Below are 15,066 nucleotides of genomic sequence, written 5' to 3'. Positions count from 1 at the left end.
TTTCATAAGTCGATATCAGGAAGCTTGGGTTTTCACTTGCGCTGCAGCCTGGGTGTCGGCGGCTACAGGGGCCGCGTCAGGCAGGTGGCGGGCAATCAGGCCGCGATAAATGGCTGCGCCCAGGCAAGCGCCCACGATCGGTGCAAATATTGGAATCAGGAAGTAAGGGATGTCGCGTCCACCGGTGAACGAAATTTCACCCCAACCCGCCAAGAATGTCATCAGTTTAGGCCCGAAATCACGCGCGGGGTTCATCGCAAAGCCGGTTAGCGGCCCCATCGAGCTGCCGATGACAGCAATCAGCAAGCCGATCAGCAGGGGTGCCAGTGCGCCACGTGGCAAACCGTTCTTGTCGTCGGTAAGCGCCATGATCACGCCCATCAGGATAGCGGTAATCACCACTTCGACGAGGAAGGCTTGGAGCGTTGTAAGCGAGGGGTGCGGGTAGGTCGAAAAGACCGATGCCAACTCCAGGCTGGCCTGGCTGCCTCGAACCATTTGATGTGCTTGTTCGTAATCGAAGAAGAGATTGCTGTAGAGCGTGTAAACCAACGCTGCAGCGCAGAAGGCGCCTGCGACTTGGGCAAGGATGTAAAAGGGCAGCTTACGTTTTTCGAAATCGGTGAACAGGCACAGCGCGATGCTGACTGCCGGGTTCAGGTGTGCGCCTGAAACGCCTGCTGTCAGGTAAATCGCCATGCTGACGCCAATGCCCCAAATGATGCTGATTTCCCATAAGCCAAAACTGGCACCCGCGACTTTGAGAGCCGCAACGCAACCGGTACCGAAAAATATCAACAGTGCGGTACCGAGAAACTCGGCCAGGCACTGACCTGAAAGTGTGGGGTGTTGCGATGCAGTCGTCATCTGAAGCCTCGTTATTGTTGTTTTTAGACGTTATCAATCAGGGTGGCGGCGCGCCTTGGTCTGATCGGGTAATTGCGTACCATTGATTTCAGCATGTAGGTAAAGTCGTACAAAAGTTGAATGCTAATATTCAGATTCGAAAAAATATAGACAAGAAACGCTGCTGTCAAAGGTCGAAAGTGAACGGGTATTCACATTCTGACTTTAGAGCGGGGGTGTAGTACTGGTTTTTCTGTAAGAAAACACTACGAATTGGTAGGTTGGCGTGTAACGTTTCAGCTAAATGCATGGCGCAAAGCCCCGTGCCAGCGCGTTTTTTACGGGCCAATAGCCTAAAATCGGCCATCAGTTTTCTTTTCCTCATTCAAGACTGGAGCTGTCATGACGCCTGCATTGGACCTGCTGAAAAAAGTTCGCGCCGAACATCGTGTGCATAGCTATGAACATGATCCAAAAGCGGCATCCTATGGGTTGGAGGCCGCAGAAAAGCTTGGCCTGGAACCTGCTCAGGTGTTCAAGACGTTGCTGGCCAGCAGTGAGAAGGGGGAGTTATTGGTCGCTGTGGTACCGGTCGTCGGAAGCCTTGATTTAAAAGCCCTCGCACACGCTGCCGGGGTCAAAAAAGTCGAAATGGCGGACCCGGCGGCAGCTCAGCGTTCAACAGGGTATTTGTTGGGAGGCATCAGTCCGCTGGGGCAGAAGAAGCGACTGCGCACCTTTATCGATAAAAGTGCTGAAGGTTTTGCGACTATTTTTGTCAGCGCCGGACGACGCGGGCTGGAAGTGGAACTGGCGCCTGGGGTGCTGGCAGAGCATACGCAGGCGCAGTTTGCAGAGGTAGGTCGGGTGTAAGCGCAAATTGTTGTGGTAAGGGATTACTGAGCGGTGCTGAAACGCCTTACACCTGATTCGGAGTGCGGGATTTGCGCAGCAACGCTGCCGCTGGTTTGAAACATCACCAGATGCTCGGCTGCTACGCGAATGCCCACTTGCGCCCCAGGCAAGTGATCGGCGTGGCTCGGGAAAATCGATTCCAGCTGGCTTCCTGTAGGCAGTTGCAGGCGGTACAGGGTGGAGGCGCCGAGGAATGTCTTGCCAATAATCCGGGCTTTCAAATCGCTGTCCGGCGCGTAGACGATATCGTCCGGACGCAGCAACACATCGACTGCGCCGCCAGTCGGCCAGGTGTATGCGCGGTTGCCGCGTAAAACCCCCAGCTCGGTTTGCACCGACTCAGGGCTTAGTAACTGGCCCCGAATGAAGTAGCCCTGACCGATAAAACTCGCCACAAAAGGTGTCTGAGGTTCGTGGTACAGGTTGTAGGGCGTATCCCACTGTTCAAGACGGCCTTCCTTGAAGACACCGACATGGTCGCTCACAGCGAAGGCTTCTTCCTGGTCATGTGTCACCAAAATCGCACTGGTGCCCCGTGCTTTCAGGATATCTCGTACTTCATGGCTGAGTTTGCGTCGCAACTCGCCATCGAGGTTGGAAAACGGCTCATCCAGCAGGAGTAATTGAGGTTCGGGTGCCAATGCACGTGCAAGGGCGACACGTTGCTGCTGGCCGCCGGAAAGCTCGTGGGGGAAGCGTTTGCCGAGCTGCTTGAGATTGACCAGTTCAAGCAGCTCTTCGGTCACGCGATCCTTGTTCGGATGTTTGCGAATCCCGAACGCAATGTTGTCGGCCACGCTCAGGTGCGGAAACAGGGCGTAGTCCTGAAACACCATGCCGATACGACGTTTCTCTGGGGCCAAGGTAAAGCCAGCACTTGAAATGACCTCCCCGGCCAGCCTGATTTCACCCTGATGCACCGGCTCAAAACCGGCAATAGCGCGCAGTGTGGTGGTTTTGCCACAGCCCGATGAGCCCAGCAAGCAGCCAATATCTCCAGCATTGAGGTGCAGGTTGAGGTTTTGTACGACGCTCTGGCCCTGATACCCACAGGCCAGATCGCTAAGGTTGAGCAATAACGGCTGACTCATGCGGGTTGGTACGCCGGTTGGACAAGGAATTCGAGCAGCGCTTTTTGCGCATGCAGGCGGTTTTCAGCTTGATCCCATGCCACGGAGCGGGGGTCATCCAGCAAATCGAGGCTGATCTCTTCGCCACGGTGAGCGGGAAGGCAGTGCATGAACAGCACGTCGTCGGCAGCTAGGTCGAGCAGGGCCCGGTTGACCTGGTACGGAGCAAACAGCTGCAGGCGCTTGGCGGTTTCTTCTTCCTGGCCCATGGAGGTCCACACGTCAGTGCTGACCAGATGGGCGCCAATCACGGCATCACGAGGATCGCGAACGATAGTCACGCGATCACCGGCTTGAGCCACGAACTGCGGGTTGGGCTCATAGCCTTCAGGGCAGGCAACACGCAGCTTGAAGTCAAACTGGATGGCCGCTTCTATATAGCTGTTGCACATGTTGTTGCCATCACCGATCCAGGCCACGGTTTTGCCTTTGATCGATCCGCGATGTTCCTGAAACGTTTGCATGTCGGCCAGCAACTGGCAAGGGTGCAGATCGTCTGACAGACCATTGATAACAGGTACGCGGGAGTTGGCCGAAAACTCGGTCAGGGTGCTGTGTGCGAAGGTGCGGATCATGACGGCGTCAAGCATGCGCGACATCACGATGGCGCAGTCACCGATTGGCTCGCCACGGCCCAGTTGGGTGTCGCGAGGGGACAGAAAAATGGCCTGGCCACCCAGCTGGATCATGCCTGCTTCAAATGACAGACGGGTACGGGTCGATGATTTCTCGAAAATCATGCCCAGCACGCGACCTTTCAGAGGTTCGAAGAGAACGCCGCGTTGACGCAGGTCCTTCAGCTCGATACCGCGACGAATCACGCTGACTAGCTCTTCGGGCGTGCAATCCATCAGGGAGAGAAAGTGCCTTGCGCTCATCATTAACTACCTTTTTTGCAACGACCGCAGATGCTCAAAGCCGGGGTTTTCGGAAAAACGGGCGAGACCTGCGGCGAAAGCCGCACGGGGCGACGAAATAGGGGAAGGCGCGATCTTATAAGGAAATGTCGCGTCTTGCCAATAAGGGTCACGTGTATAGAGGTTTGAGCGAGTCTTGCGCTGCACGAGCCACTCAGGTGGTATGCCTCACCTCAGCTGTCCATTTGTACACTGCCGTGGCGTTGCTTGGCAATTGCGCGGGGCATTTGGAGAGGCGTGAGGGGCCGACTATTGTCTGTCGGGGAGACCGAGCGTCACGCTCGGCTTTCCGTTACAATGCGCCACCGTGCCGACATCTGAGTCGGAAAGTTCAGCCGAGGTGCTCCATGGATATCATCGAAACTATTAAAGACCAGATTGCGAACAACACCATTCTGCTCTACATGAAAGGCTCCCCGAATGCCCCGCAGTGCGGCTTTTCGGCCAAGGCTGCCCAGGCAGTCATGGGTTGTGGCGAGAAGTTCGCTTACGTGGACATCCTTCAGAACCCGGAAATCCGCGCCAATCTGCCGAAGTACGCTAACTGGCCAACTTTCCCGCAACTGTGGGTCGGTGGTGAGTTGGTGGGTGGTAGCGACATCATGGCTGAAATGGCCGCCGATGGTTCTTTGCAGGCTTTGATCAAAGAAGCTGTCGAGAAAGCTGCTGCAAACAAGACTGAAGCCTGATGTCAGTCGCGTAGTTACAGTTGTTATGTAACACGCATAAAAAAGCCCCGCCCCGTGATAAACAGGGCGGGGCTTTTTAATGGCTGTTAGTTACTCACCCATTTGAGATTGCAGGTAATTCTCAATCCCTACTTTATCGATCAGGCCCAGTTGAGTTTCCAGCCAGTCGATATGTTCTTCTTCGGATTCCAGGATATCTTCCAGCATTTCGCGGCTGCCAAAGTCACCGACAACTTCACAATGGGCGATAGCAGCTTTGAGGTCGGCGTGGCCGGTCTTCTCAATACGCAGGTCGCACTCGAGCATTTCCTTGGTGTGTTCGCCGATGTGCAGCTTGCCCAGATCTTGTACGTTCGGCAGGCCTTCCAGGAACAGGATGCGCTTGATCAGCTTGTCCGCGTGCTTCATCTCGTCGATGGACTCGTGGTACTCGTGAGCACCCAACTTTTCCAGGCCCCAATCCTGATACATACGTGCATGCAGGAAGTATTGGTTGATAGCGACCAGTTCGTTGCCGAGAATTTTGTTGAGATGCTGGATAACTGAAATGTCGCCTTTCATGGCTGGGGCCTGCCTTAATTAACTGTATATACGGCAGAGTTTGATCCGCACGTTGCAGACTGTCAAACCTAAGTATTTGAATAATATATGAAAATCAATCGGAATAAGAATGTTTGTGTTCCGCGTCTCGGGGCTAACCACTTGAATTTTAGGCATAAAAAAACCGGACACTAAGTCCGGTTCTTTGAAATCTGTACATTACGCAGCTGAAAATTCAACCGGGAAACTCATTGCGGCCTGACTGGTTTGCAGTGAAGCCAGGGTTTCGCGAACCACTTGCTTGGCCAAGCATGCACATTTACCGCATTGGCTAGCGACACCTGTTGCTTCGCGCACTTCGCGGTAGCTGCAGCAACCCTCGTAGATTGCGTCGCGAATTTTTCCATCGGTGACGCCAGTGCAAAGGCAAACGTACATAAATAAGAACCATCGCTGGTTGGGATTCAATACAAGGATCTTAATGTTAACGAGAATGATTGTCAAAGTACCTTGAGTCTCAATTGAGGCTTGTGGGCGCTGTGCTGACGAACGGTCTCGATGATTCTGCTTTCAGGGCCTGAAAAAGGGTTAAGGCCCGTCCAGACGGGCGGTGTATGATGACCGGTCATTTTCACGCAGGAGCGGGTCGGCTGAGTACCATTAACCGATGGTGGCACCGACCGGATCCTGTTTTTCACGCAGCACACCAGGAGATATCCAATGAGCGTACTCGTAGGCAAACAAGCCCCTGACTTCACCGTCGCAGCCGTACTTGGCAATGGCGAAATCGTTGACAGCTTCACACTGTCCACCGCCATCAAAGGTAAATATGGCCTGGTGTTCTTCTACCCGCTGGACTTCACTTTCGTTTGCCCGTCCGAGCTGATCGCTCTGGACCACCGCATCCCTGAGTTCCAGGCGCGTAACGTTGAAGTGGTTGCCGTGTCGATCGACTCCCATTTCACCCACAACGCATGGCGCAACACTCCAGTGAACAATGGCGGCATCGGCCAGGTGAAATACACCATGGCTGCCGACATCAATCACGCAATCTGCAAGGCCTATGACGTTGAAAACGAAGGCGGCGTGGCACTGCGCGGCGCGTTCCTGATCGACGACAAGGGCGTTGTACGCTCCCAGATCGTCAACGACCTGCCACTGGGCCGTAACATGGACGAGCTGCTGCGTCTGGTTGACGCTCTGCAATTCCACGAAGAGCACGGCGAAGTTTGCCCTGCCAACTGGAAAAAAGGCGACAAAGGCATGACCGCTTCGACCGCAGGTGTTGCAGCGTACCTGACCGAGAATGCTGACCAGCTGTAAGCGTCAGTTTCAGGCATAAAAAAACCGGACCCAGTGTCCGGTTTTTTTTAGGGCGCGATGAAAGCCTGAACGACAGGATCAGTCGTTGAAGTCTTTCCAGCCGCCCATTTGCTTCCAGCGGTTAACGATGCCACAGAACAGCTCAGCGGTTTTCTCGGTGTCATAACGAGCCGAGTGCGCTTCACGCCCATCAAAATCGATATCAGCTGTCTGGCAGGCTTTGGCCAATACTGTCTGACCATACGCCAGGCCTGCGAGCGTAGCGGTGTCAAAGCTTGAGAACGGGTGAAACGGGTTGCGTTTCATGTCCAAGCGAGCGACAGCGGCGTTGAGGAAACCCAGGTCAAAGCTGCTGTTATGGCCCACCAGGATGGCACGCTTGCAACCGTTGGCTTTCAAGGCCTTGCGCACGCCACGGAAGATGTCGGTCAGGGCCGTCTCTTCGCTGACAGCCATGCGCAGTGGATGGTCGAGCTTGATGCCTGTGAATTCCAGTGCTGCAGCTTCGATGTTGGCGCCTTCAAACGGCTCAACACGGTGGAAGTAGGTGTGCTCCGGGAACACAAAGCCTCTTTCGTCCATGCCGATCGTGACGGCTGCGATTTCCAGCAAGGCATCAGTAGCGCTATTAAAGCCACCGGTTTCAACATCGATTACGACCGGTAGATAGCCGCGAAAACGCTCGGCCATCGGGTGGCGCGATCCGCCGCCATGGCCGCCTTCGTGTTCGTCATCATAATGGTCGTCACTCACAGCTGTTCCTCCAGCAGGCGCCAGCGCAGTGTTTCACCGGCGCGCAGCGGAATTACGGTCAACTCGCCGAAAGGCAGGCTGTTTGGGGCGGTCCACTCCTGGCGAACCAGGGTGATGTGTTCGGTGCTGGCGGGCAATCCGTAGAAGCGCGGGCCGTTCAGGCTGGCAAAGGCTTCCAGCTTGTCCAGGGCATTGCGCTGCTCGAAAGCTTCGGCGTACATCTCGATGGCCGCATAAGCGGTGTAGCAACCGGCACAACCGCACGCCGCTTCTTTGGCGTGCTGGGCGTGGGGTGCAGAGTCTGTACCCAGGAAGAATTTCTCGCTGCCACTGGTGGCCGCATCCAGCAGAGCTTCCTGATGGGTGTTGCGCTTGAGAATCGGCAGGCAATAGAAGTGCGGGCGGATTCCGCCAACCAGCATGTGATTGCGGTTGTACAGCAGGTGATGAGCCGTAATGGTTGCGCCGACGTTGGCCGAGGCCTCGTTGACGAACTGCACCGCGTCAGCGGTGGTGATGTGCTCAAACACGACTTTGAGTGTCGGGAAGCGATCTACAACGCGGCGCATATGCTCGTCGATGAAGATTTTTTCGCGATCAAAGACGTCCACACCGGCGCGGGTGACTTCACCGTGGATCAGCAAGGGCATGCCAACTTCAGCCATGACCTCGAGGACCGGGAAGATCGCGTCGATGCTGGTAACACCTGAGTCGGAGTTGGTCGTTGCCCCAGCCGGATACAGCTTGGCTGCATGGACGAATCCGCTGGCCTTGGCCGTACGAATGTCTTCTGGCTGTGTTCGGTCAGTGAGGTAAAGCACCATCAGCGGCTCGAAACGGCTACCGGCCGGGCGAGCAGCCAGAATGCGCTGGCGATAGGCATCGGCTTCGGCAGCATTACGCACCGGAGGTACCAGGTTGGGCATGATGATGGCGCGGCCAAAAGTGCGCGCTACATCCGCAACCGTGTGAGGCAACACAGCACCATCGCGAAGATGTATATGCCAGTCGTCGGGACGCAGCAGGGTCAGGCGGTCAGACATTGGGAATTCCAGGCGGGTCAAACTGATGTGAATGCTACCGGAAAAGACTCTATCAGGCACTCGCTATCAAGTTTTGTGATTGCTGACCGATATCTCATCAATCTGTGGACTGTTTTTTTGCAGTGCAAGCCTGTGGAGCCTCCCGTGCGCCAGCATTATTTCATCCTGCTCAGTATGTTTGCCAGCCTGCCCGCCATGGCTCTGACCTTTCAGACTCGGCTGGAGAATATCGAGTGGAAAGTGGAAGGCGACAAATTCGAGTGTCGGCTGATCCAGCCCATTACTGATTTCGGCTCCGGGGCCTTTGTGCGTCGAGCCGGGGAGCAGGCCGTTTTTCGTCTCAATGCCTACAACTCTATGCTGGGGGAGGGGTCTGCGAAGCTATTGGCCGCCGCCGCACCCTGGCAGCCGGGCCGCGGCGACATTGACTTGGGCTCGGTGCGAATTGGCCGTGGGCAGATATTGTTCAACAGTTCCCAGGCCCAGGCCGCCAGCTTGTTTCGTGGGCTGATTGAAGGGCGTAGCCCGTTGGTCAGGCACTACTCGCGCGATGGCAATGTTTCGGAGGTTCGCCTGTTACCGGCCAGATTTCGCCAGGCCTACGGGGATTACGAGGCGTGTACCACCAAGTTGTTGGCGAAGAACTTTGAGCAGGTCAGGCAAAGCCAGGTCGGCTTTCCTGGCGGGGGTACCGAGCTGGATGCGAAGGCTCGGATCAACTTGCAAGTCATGGTGGAGTACTTGAAGGCAGACCCTACGGTCAACCGCGTCATCCTGGACGGTTATTCCGATAATCAGGGCAATCGCTTGACCAACCGCGAGCTGTCACGGCGACGGGCATTGGCGGTGATGGACTTCTTCAAGGAGAAGGGGCTCCAGGAGTCTCAGATCACAGTCCGTTTTCATGGCGAACAATACCCCTTGGCACCCAACACAACCCGGGCAAATCGTGAGAAAAATCGTCGGGTCAGCGTGCGTTTGGAGCGTGTACCAGAGCCAGAAAAGTCTGTGCCTTCTGTAGGCGTCAGCAATTCTGCGGCGATTTCCTGACGTGACCGTCTGGTCGCTCCTTTGACATTATCTGTCGCTTTGTCGTCTTAAGCTGTCGCGCCTCTGTAAATTCATGGATATGGGCGGTAGACTGTTCGGCTTTTCGAACAACCCGTGGAGTGATGGCATGGCGGACGTAAACAAGGTCGTTCTGGCTTATTCGGGCGGCCTGGACACTTCGGTGATCCTGAAGTGGCTGCAGGATACTTATAACTGTGAAGTCGTAACCTTTACCGCTGACCTGGGTCAGGGCGAAGAGGTCGAACCTGCACGTGCCAAGGCGCAAGCCATGGGCGTCAAGGAAATCTACATTGATGACCTGCGTGAAGAGTTTGTTCGAGACTTCGTTTTCCCGATGTTCCGTGCCAACACCGTTTACGAAGGCGAGTACCTGCTGGGTACTTCCATTGCTCGTCCGCTGATCGCCAAACGCCTGATTGAAATCGCCAACGAAACAGGCGCAGACGCCATTTCCCACGGCGCAACGGGTAAAGGTAATGATCAGGTTCGTTTCGAACTGGGTGCCTATGCCTTGAAGCCAGGGGTGAAAGTGATTGCTCCTTGGCGTGAGTGGGACTTGCTCTCCCGTGAAAAGCTGATGGATTACGCTGAAAAGCACAATATCCCGATCGAGCGTCACGGCAAGAAGAAGTCTCCGTACTCGATGGATGCCAACTTGCTGCACATCTCTTACGAGGGCGGTGTGCTGGAAGACACGTGGACTGAGCACGAAGAAGACATGTGGCGTTGGACCAAGTCTCCAGAAGACGCGCCGAACACGCCGACTTATCTGGAATTGACTTACCGCAACGGCGATATCGTCGCTCTGGACGGCGTCGAAATGACCCCGGCCACTGTGCTGGCAACACTCAACCGTATTGGCGGCGAGAACGGTATCGGTCGTCTCGATATCGTTGAAAACCGTTATGTCGGAATGAAGTCCCGTGGTTGCTACGAGACTCCGGGCGGCACCATCATGTTGCGTGCTCACCGTGCCATTGAGTCGATCACTCTGGACCGTGAAGTTGCTCACCTCAAAGACGAGTTGATGCCCAAGTACGCGAGCCTGATCTACACCGGCTACTGGTGGAGCCCTGAGCGCATCATGCTGCAGCAGATGATCGATGCTTCGCAGGCTCACGTTAACGGTGTTGTTCGCCTCAAATTGTACAAAGGCAATGTGATCGTTACAGGTCGCAAGTCAGACGAGTCTTTGTTTGATGCCAACATTGCAACGTTTGAAGAAGATGGCGGTGCTTACAATCAGGCCGATGCTGCCGGCTTCATCAAGTTGAATGCATTGCGTATGCGGATTGCCGCGAATAAAGGCCGCAAGTTGTTCTGATGCGTGCCGAATAAAAAGCCCCGGCCATGTGGTCGGGGCTTTTTTATGTCTTGAATTCAATGTATTACAGCGCTCTTAAAGTCAGTTGAATAGTTCCAGTACTGCCAGTGCTGGGGTGGTAAGTGATAAATATTTTAGCACCGTAGGGAGACGTATTTTTATAACGTTCGATATCCTGTTTTGACATCTCTGGCGTGATATCTGGCGGAGTACTGGTCAGCAATAAAAGCACGTCGCTCTTGCGGTTGTTAATCTTGGACTTTCGCACGGACGTCGAGCGGCTATTCAGTATTTCGTGCGCAGCGCTTTTGTATAAGCGTGGGTTTGGCGGGTTGTTCAGTTCAGGCGTTTCTTTCGTGTCAGAGTCATAAATTCGGTGGCCTTGAGGCAGGAATGTGAAGTTTTGAGGAGGGATCGAACTGAGTGTTATACCGGGTTGGTATGGGGGCGTGGCAAGTGATGTGCCTGTGCGGTTATGAGGGTAGGTACGAGGCGTATAGGAAGTCATAGTTAAAGGCAACGCTGCCTTGGATAAATCAGCCGGGGTGTAGAGTGTTTTGTTGTTGAAGTTCAGGGTCAGGAAAAATAACGTAATCAGTAGTAAGGGGAAGATAATTAAAAACCAAACATACTCTTTCTGATGTGCACTGTCGATGTACGGCAATGATACCGCTGCCGATGCTTCGGTCAGCATCGAAAAAACAGCAATTATGCTCAGAGGGTTATTGATTTTTAAAGTGTTCTTTATCATGGGATAACCTTTCTGGGGGGTAGTTGAAGTAAAAGGCTGGCGCACAGCGCTGGAGGGGGCTCCTGTAACGGAGGGAACTGATGCTTTGCTTTAGGGGCCTGTTTCTATAAATTTAGACACTGGATATTGAAGCTGCAAACCCAGTCCAGGTTTTGAGTGTGACGTCTATAAGGTGGATCTTTCGGTTTTTTAGTTTGCTTCAATTGTTTGTAGGAATGCTGCAGTTATCTATAGTGAATCCCATAGGTGTTGTTGTTTATCTGGCGTAATTACATGTAGGTTTTTTATCTTGAGTTTGAATAAGCTGTAAGATATAGCGCCAAATGATTTTTGTTGGGCTTTTTTAAACGGTTTTTTCGTTGTGTGTCTTTTTGGAAGGTAAGCAGGGTTTGGTATTCTTTTGATATGGATTCATATTTGGGTGGTTTCTGAATGATCTGTAGTCCTATTCTGTAAGTACAGATTTCTGATATTTTCTCCTGAAAACAATAGTAGATTCCATCGGGTGAGTATTTAGTAGGTTGGATTATTGTGTTTTATGGTTTTTGCGTGAGGGAGGATGTGTTGTTTTGATTGGTTTGGATAATGGTTGGGTGTTGGGCGGGCTTTACCAATGCTGGGTTTAAATTTTGGATTTAACTGAAGAATGTTGGCTGTGCAAAGGTGCTGCTAATATTAAATGTGTATGTGCTTTTAATGTGCCGGTGGGTGTTGCTGGTGATGTGTGTGCATCTGGGTTTGCTTGGAATGTATTGATTGAATGTTTAATGTTTGAAGGCTATTTCTGTAGGTTAAATCTTCAATATTTGTAGGAAATGTCTTTGGATGCGGATGCGTGAGGGGGCGCTATGCCCAGTTTGTTATGACTAGGCTATGGTGCTGGTTCTAAAAATTCGAACAGCGATAAATTGGAATTGCCCATGAATAAAGTGCTGATCGTGGATGATCATCCTGTAATTCGTCTTGCTGTGCGTATGCTCATGGAACGACATGGCTATGAAGTCATCGCAGAGACGGACAATGGTGTGGATGCTTTGCAACTTGCGCGTGAACACGCGCCAGACATTGTGATTCTGGATATAGGAATACCTAAACTTGACGGGCTTGAAGTTATTGCGCGGCTGTCCACACCAGCAGTGCTTATCAAGGTGCTGGTGCTGACCTCGCAAGCTCCCGGTCATTTTTCCATGCGCTGCATGCAGGCAGGTGCAGCGGGTTATGTTTGCAAGCAGCAGGACTTGACCGAGCTGTTGAGTGCAATCAAGGCTGTGCTGTCGGGTTATAGCTATTTCCCTAATCAGGCGCTGCACTCAGTGCGTTCAAGCCTGGGCAATGCGAGTGAGGCTGATATGGTCAATCGCCTTTCGGGTCGGGAGATGATGGTGCTGCAGCAGCTGGCACGGGGGAAAAGCAACAAGGAAATAGCCGATGGCATGTTCCTTAGCAACAAAACGGTGAGTACCTACAAAACCCGACTTCTCTTGAAACTCAATGCCCGCTCGCTGGTAGATTTGATCGAACTGGCCCAGCGTAATGGCTTGGTGTGAGGGGGAGGGAATAGGGAAGTGACACCCAAAGCCCCCCCAAGAAAAGCCTCCGCTAAGGAGGCTTTTGATATTGCGTGATGGAAGTTAAAGATCGTATCCATAATCTTCGAGCTCTTTCCTGAGCCGTTTTTCTTCCAGAAGCGCGTCAATGGTACGGCGTTTGGCCAAATTGGTTTTTGCCACCTCGACGACAGGCTCCACTGCATCGTCTGGATCGACGACTGCAAAATCTTCTTCTACTTCCAGTTCTTCTTTGCCAGTGCTCATTTAGTTCACTCCAGGCCAAGACAGTCAATGGCGCCCCTTATAGCGATAATCGCCGCTCGGGTAAAAAAGATTTTCTCAATCGATCAGCCCATAAAATATCTATTACTCAATCATCAGAGGTTTTTTGCTTGAATTCGCACAGATCCTCTATGCGGCAGCTTCCGCACCGGGGCTTGCGTGCCTGACACACATAGCGCCCATGCAAGATGAGCCAGTGGTGGGCGTCCAGCAAATACGGTTTGGGCACGTGCTTCATCAAGTTCTTTTCGACCTCGACCACGTTTTTGCCCGGCGCAATCCCGGTTCTGTTGCTGACCCTGAAAATATGGGTGTCTACGGCCATGGTCAGTTGCCTGAAGGCGGTGTTGAGCACTACATTTGCCGTTTTTCTACCCACCCCAGGAAGCGCTTCAAGCTCTTCTCGCGTCTGCGGAACCTGGCTGCCATGGCGTTCAATCAATAAACGGCAGGTCTCAATCACGTTTTTGGCCTTGCTGTTATACAGGCCAATGGTCTTTATGTACTGCGACAGTCCTTCTACTCCGAGAGCGTAGATGGCTTCTGGTGTGTTGGCGACTGGAAACAGTTTGGCCATCGCTTTGTTCACGCTCACATCTGTGGCCTGGGCGGACAGAATCACCGCAATCAGGAGTTCGAAAGGAGATGAATAGGCCAGCTCGGTCTTTGGCTCAGGATTGTCTTCGTGAAATCGGCGGAATATTTCAAGGCGCTTTGCGGCGTTCATGGGTAAAACACTTCCTGGATAGCTGTCCGTTAAACGAAGAGGCGCTTGCTTGTGGTGGGAAAATCTATCAGGCCTTGGCCGGCTCCAGCGCGTTGAGTGTTAATTCTGCCTGAGTGACAGCATCGGATAAAAGGTTCAACTGCGCGGTGGACTGCTCCTGGGTTATGGCCTTTTTAAGTTCGGCGCGGCGCATGGCCAGCTGGATTTTTGCGCGTTTGAGTTCTGCGGTATTTGCAGCGGGCACAGTCACTGACACCTCGGCAGCAGGCTCCAGTTGTGCCAGTGCGTGTTCGGCAGATTCAAACTGTTGCTGCAGGGTTACAAGCTGGGATTGCTGTTGTGCCGTTGGAGGGTGGCCGAACGCCTTGAGCGACTTGTTCAGTTGGGCGCGTGCCATGGCGAGTGTGACCTTGGCTTTTTTAAGCGCTGCGTCATTGAGGTTGGACAGTTCTGCCCCCGGGCTATCCGGGCGTGTGCCACTGGCAGTTACTGCTGGTGGGCGCTGGGCCCGCGCGAGGCGTTCAGCCTGTCTGTGTTGCTCTTCGCGGCGCAGACGCTCGTCACGTACTTCATAGCGTCCGCGGGCATGGTCACGCTTTTGGTTGCGGGCGTTGTATTGCACTGAGTCGTGAGCGAGGCCACCGACAATCGGGATTACATTTGCAGGCAGGGGGCGCATTTCTATGCAGTCAACCGGGCAAGGGGCTACACAGAGGTCGCAGCCGGTGCATTCGTCGACAATGACGGTGTGCATGAGTTTGGCCGCGCCCAGTATGGCGTCAATCGGGCAGGCCTGAATGCACTTGGTGCAACCGATACATTCTGCTTCGCGAATGTAGGCCACTTGCGGTGGGGCTTCACCGCGATCGGTATCCAGTTGCAGCACAGGAATGCTGAGCAAGTGGGCCAGTGCGGCAATGGTTTCGGTTCCACCAGGGGGGCACTTGTTGATTGCCTCGCCTTGGGCAATGCCTTGCGCATAAGGTTTGCAGCCGGGATGGCCGCACTTGCCGCATTGAGTTTGCGGTAATAAAGCATCAATACGTTGAATCAGGCTCATGGTGTGATCAGTCCAGCTACAGCGGGTCGCATCTGGGCGACACTCAACATGCGCAGAAAAAATAAGGGCGTGCGGTCAAGGTCGGTCGGCTCAAGCGAATGCGGCTGATTATCCGACATGACGGGGAGGGCGGCTACTGATGATC

The 15,066-nt window shown here is 53.6% G+C and carries 17 protein-coding genes; 6 read left to right on the top strand and 11 right to left on the bottom strand.

Translation table 11 applies throughout. The features are described from left to right. Positions 1-15: 15 nt before the first annotated feature. Positions 16-867: an MIP/aquaporin family protein gene (locus KO536_RS01235; RefSeq protein WP_133075892.1), complete on the bottom strand. Its 852-nt coding sequence runs from the start codon at positions 865-867 to the stop codon at positions 16-18. 381 nt (positions 868-1,248) lie between these two features. Between KO536_RS01235 and ybaK the strand changes: the two genes are divergently transcribed. Beyond that, positions 1,249-1,719: a Cys-tRNA(Pro) deacylase gene (gene ybaK / locus KO536_RS01230; RefSeq protein WP_133075891.1), complete on the top strand. Its 471-nt coding sequence runs from the start codon at positions 1,249-1,251 to the stop codon at positions 1,717-1,719. 23 nt (positions 1,720-1,742) lie between these two features. Here ybaK and KO536_RS01225 read toward each other — a convergent pair whose 3' ends face one another. Both KO536_RS01225 and argF read right to left on the bottom strand, forming a co-directional pair. Continuing rightward, positions 1,743-2,852 carry an ABC transporter ATP-binding protein gene (locus KO536_RS01225; protein WP_133075890.1) on the bottom strand — a complete coding sequence of 370 codons (1,110 nt, stop codon included), beginning with the start codon at positions 2,850-2,852 and terminating at the stop codon, positions 1,743-1,745. Further along, the gene (argF, locus tag KO536_RS01220; RefSeq protein WP_133075889.1) at positions 2,849-3,769 is read right to left on the bottom strand and encodes an ornithine carbamoyltransferase; all 921 of its coding nucleotides are present in this window, start codon (positions 3,767-3,769) and stop codon (positions 2,849-2,851) included. Before argF ends, KO536_RS01225 begins: the two co-directional genes overlap by 4 nt. Positions 3,770-4,155: 386 nt before the next feature. Here argF and grxD point away from each other — a divergent pair, with 386 nt between their 5' ends. Further along, positions 4,156-4,497, top strand: coding sequence for a Grx4 family monothiol glutaredoxin (gene grxD, locus KO536_RS01215; RefSeq protein WP_016779691.1), 342 nt, complete (start codon positions 4,156-4,158; stop codon positions 4,495-4,497). A gap of 90 nt (positions 4,498-4,587) precedes the next feature. Here the strand turns inward: grxD and bfr are convergent, their stop codons facing one another. Together bfr and KO536_RS01205 are read right to left on the bottom strand one after the other, a co-directional pair. Beyond that, the gene (gene bfr / locus KO536_RS01210) at positions 4,588-5,058 is read right to left on the bottom strand and encodes a bacterioferritin (RefSeq protein WP_016779692.1); all 471 of its coding nucleotides are present in this window, start codon (positions 5,056-5,058) and stop codon (positions 4,588-4,590) included. 198 nt (positions 5,059-5,256) lie between these two features. Next, positions 5,257-5,475, bottom strand: a complete 219-nt coding sequence (locus KO536_RS01205; RefSeq protein ID WP_133075888.1) for a bacterioferritin-associated ferredoxin — start codon at positions 5,473-5,475, stop codon at positions 5,257-5,259. A 282-nt stretch (positions 5,476-5,757) separates the two neighbouring features. On the opposite strand from KO536_RS01205, the gene KO536_RS01200 reads away from it, so the two are divergent. Beyond that, positions 5,758-6,360: a peroxiredoxin gene (locus tag KO536_RS01200; RefSeq protein ID WP_133075887.1), complete on the top strand. Its 603-nt coding sequence runs from the start codon at positions 5,758-5,760 to the stop codon at positions 6,358-6,360. A 78-nt stretch (positions 6,361-6,438) separates the two neighbouring features. Here KO536_RS01200 and rnt read toward each other — a convergent pair whose 3' ends face one another. Both rnt and pyrC read right to left on the bottom strand, forming a co-directional pair. Continuing rightward, on the bottom strand, positions 6,439-7,113 hold the full coding sequence (gene rnt / locus KO536_RS01195) for a ribonuclease T (protein WP_019823542.1): 675 nt from the start codon (positions 7,111-7,113) through the stop codon (positions 6,439-6,441). Continuing rightward, positions 7,110-8,156, bottom strand: a complete 1,047-nt coding sequence (pyrC, locus tag KO536_RS01190; protein WP_133075886.1) for a dihydroorotase — start codon at positions 8,154-8,156, stop codon at positions 7,110-7,112. The genes rnt and pyrC overlap by 4 nt, the downstream gene beginning before the upstream one ends. A gap of 144 nt (positions 8,157-8,300) precedes the next feature. Between pyrC and KO536_RS01185 the strand changes: the two genes are divergently transcribed. Beyond that, positions 8,301-9,206: an OmpA family protein gene (locus tag KO536_RS01185; RefSeq protein ID WP_133075885.1), complete on the top strand. Its 906-nt coding sequence runs from the start codon at positions 8,301-8,303 to the stop codon at positions 9,204-9,206. Between the two features lie 127 nt (positions 9,207-9,333). Then, positions 9,334-10,551: an argininosuccinate synthase gene (locus tag KO536_RS01180; protein ID WP_133075884.1), complete on the top strand. Its 1,218-nt coding sequence runs from the start codon at positions 9,334-9,336 to the stop codon at positions 10,549-10,551. A gap of 64 nt (positions 10,552-10,615) precedes the next feature. Here the strand turns inward: KO536_RS01180 and KO536_RS01175 are convergent, their stop codons facing one another. Then, positions 10,616-11,302, bottom strand: coding sequence for a hypothetical protein (locus KO536_RS01175; RefSeq protein ID WP_219260808.1), 687 nt, complete (start codon positions 11,300-11,302; stop codon positions 10,616-10,618). A gap of 920 nt (positions 11,303-12,222) precedes the next feature. On the opposite strand from KO536_RS01175, the gene KO536_RS01170 reads away from it, so the two are divergent. Next, positions 12,223-12,849 (top strand): response regulator transcription factor, encoded by a 627-nt coding sequence (locus KO536_RS01170; protein ID WP_219260806.1) that lies wholly within the window; start codon positions 12,223-12,225, stop codon positions 12,847-12,849. 84 nt (positions 12,850-12,933) lie between these two features. On the opposite strand, the gene KO536_RS01165 is transcribed toward KO536_RS01170, so the two are convergent. From KO536_RS01165 to rsxB, 3 genes are all read right to left on the bottom strand, one after another. After that, positions 12,934-13,116: a PA3496 family putative envelope integrity protein gene (locus KO536_RS01165; RefSeq protein ID WP_133075882.1), complete on the bottom strand. Its 183-nt coding sequence runs from the start codon at positions 13,114-13,116 to the stop codon at positions 12,934-12,936. A 106-nt stretch (positions 13,117-13,222) separates the two neighbouring features. Beyond that, complete coding sequence (nth, locus tag KO536_RS01160; protein WP_133075881.1) at positions 13,223-13,861, bottom strand: endonuclease III; 639 nt, start codon at positions 13,859-13,861, stop codon at positions 13,223-13,225. A gap of 67 nt (positions 13,862-13,928) precedes the next feature. Then, positions 13,929-14,921 carry an electron transport complex subunit RsxB gene (gene rsxB / locus KO536_RS01155; protein WP_133075880.1) on the bottom strand — a complete coding sequence of 331 codons (993 nt, stop codon included), beginning with the start codon at positions 14,919-14,921 and terminating at the stop codon, positions 13,929-13,931. Positions 14,922-15,066: the final 145 nt, after the last annotated feature.

The organism is Pseudomonas sp. NKUCC02_KPG, assembly GCF_019345465.1.
Lineage (GTDB): Bacteria > Pseudomonadota > Gammaproteobacteria > Pseudomonadales > Pseudomonadaceae > Aquipseudomonas.
The sequence above is the reverse complement of the archived record's forward strand: the minus strand, read 5'-3'. Positions and strand labels throughout refer to the sequence as shown.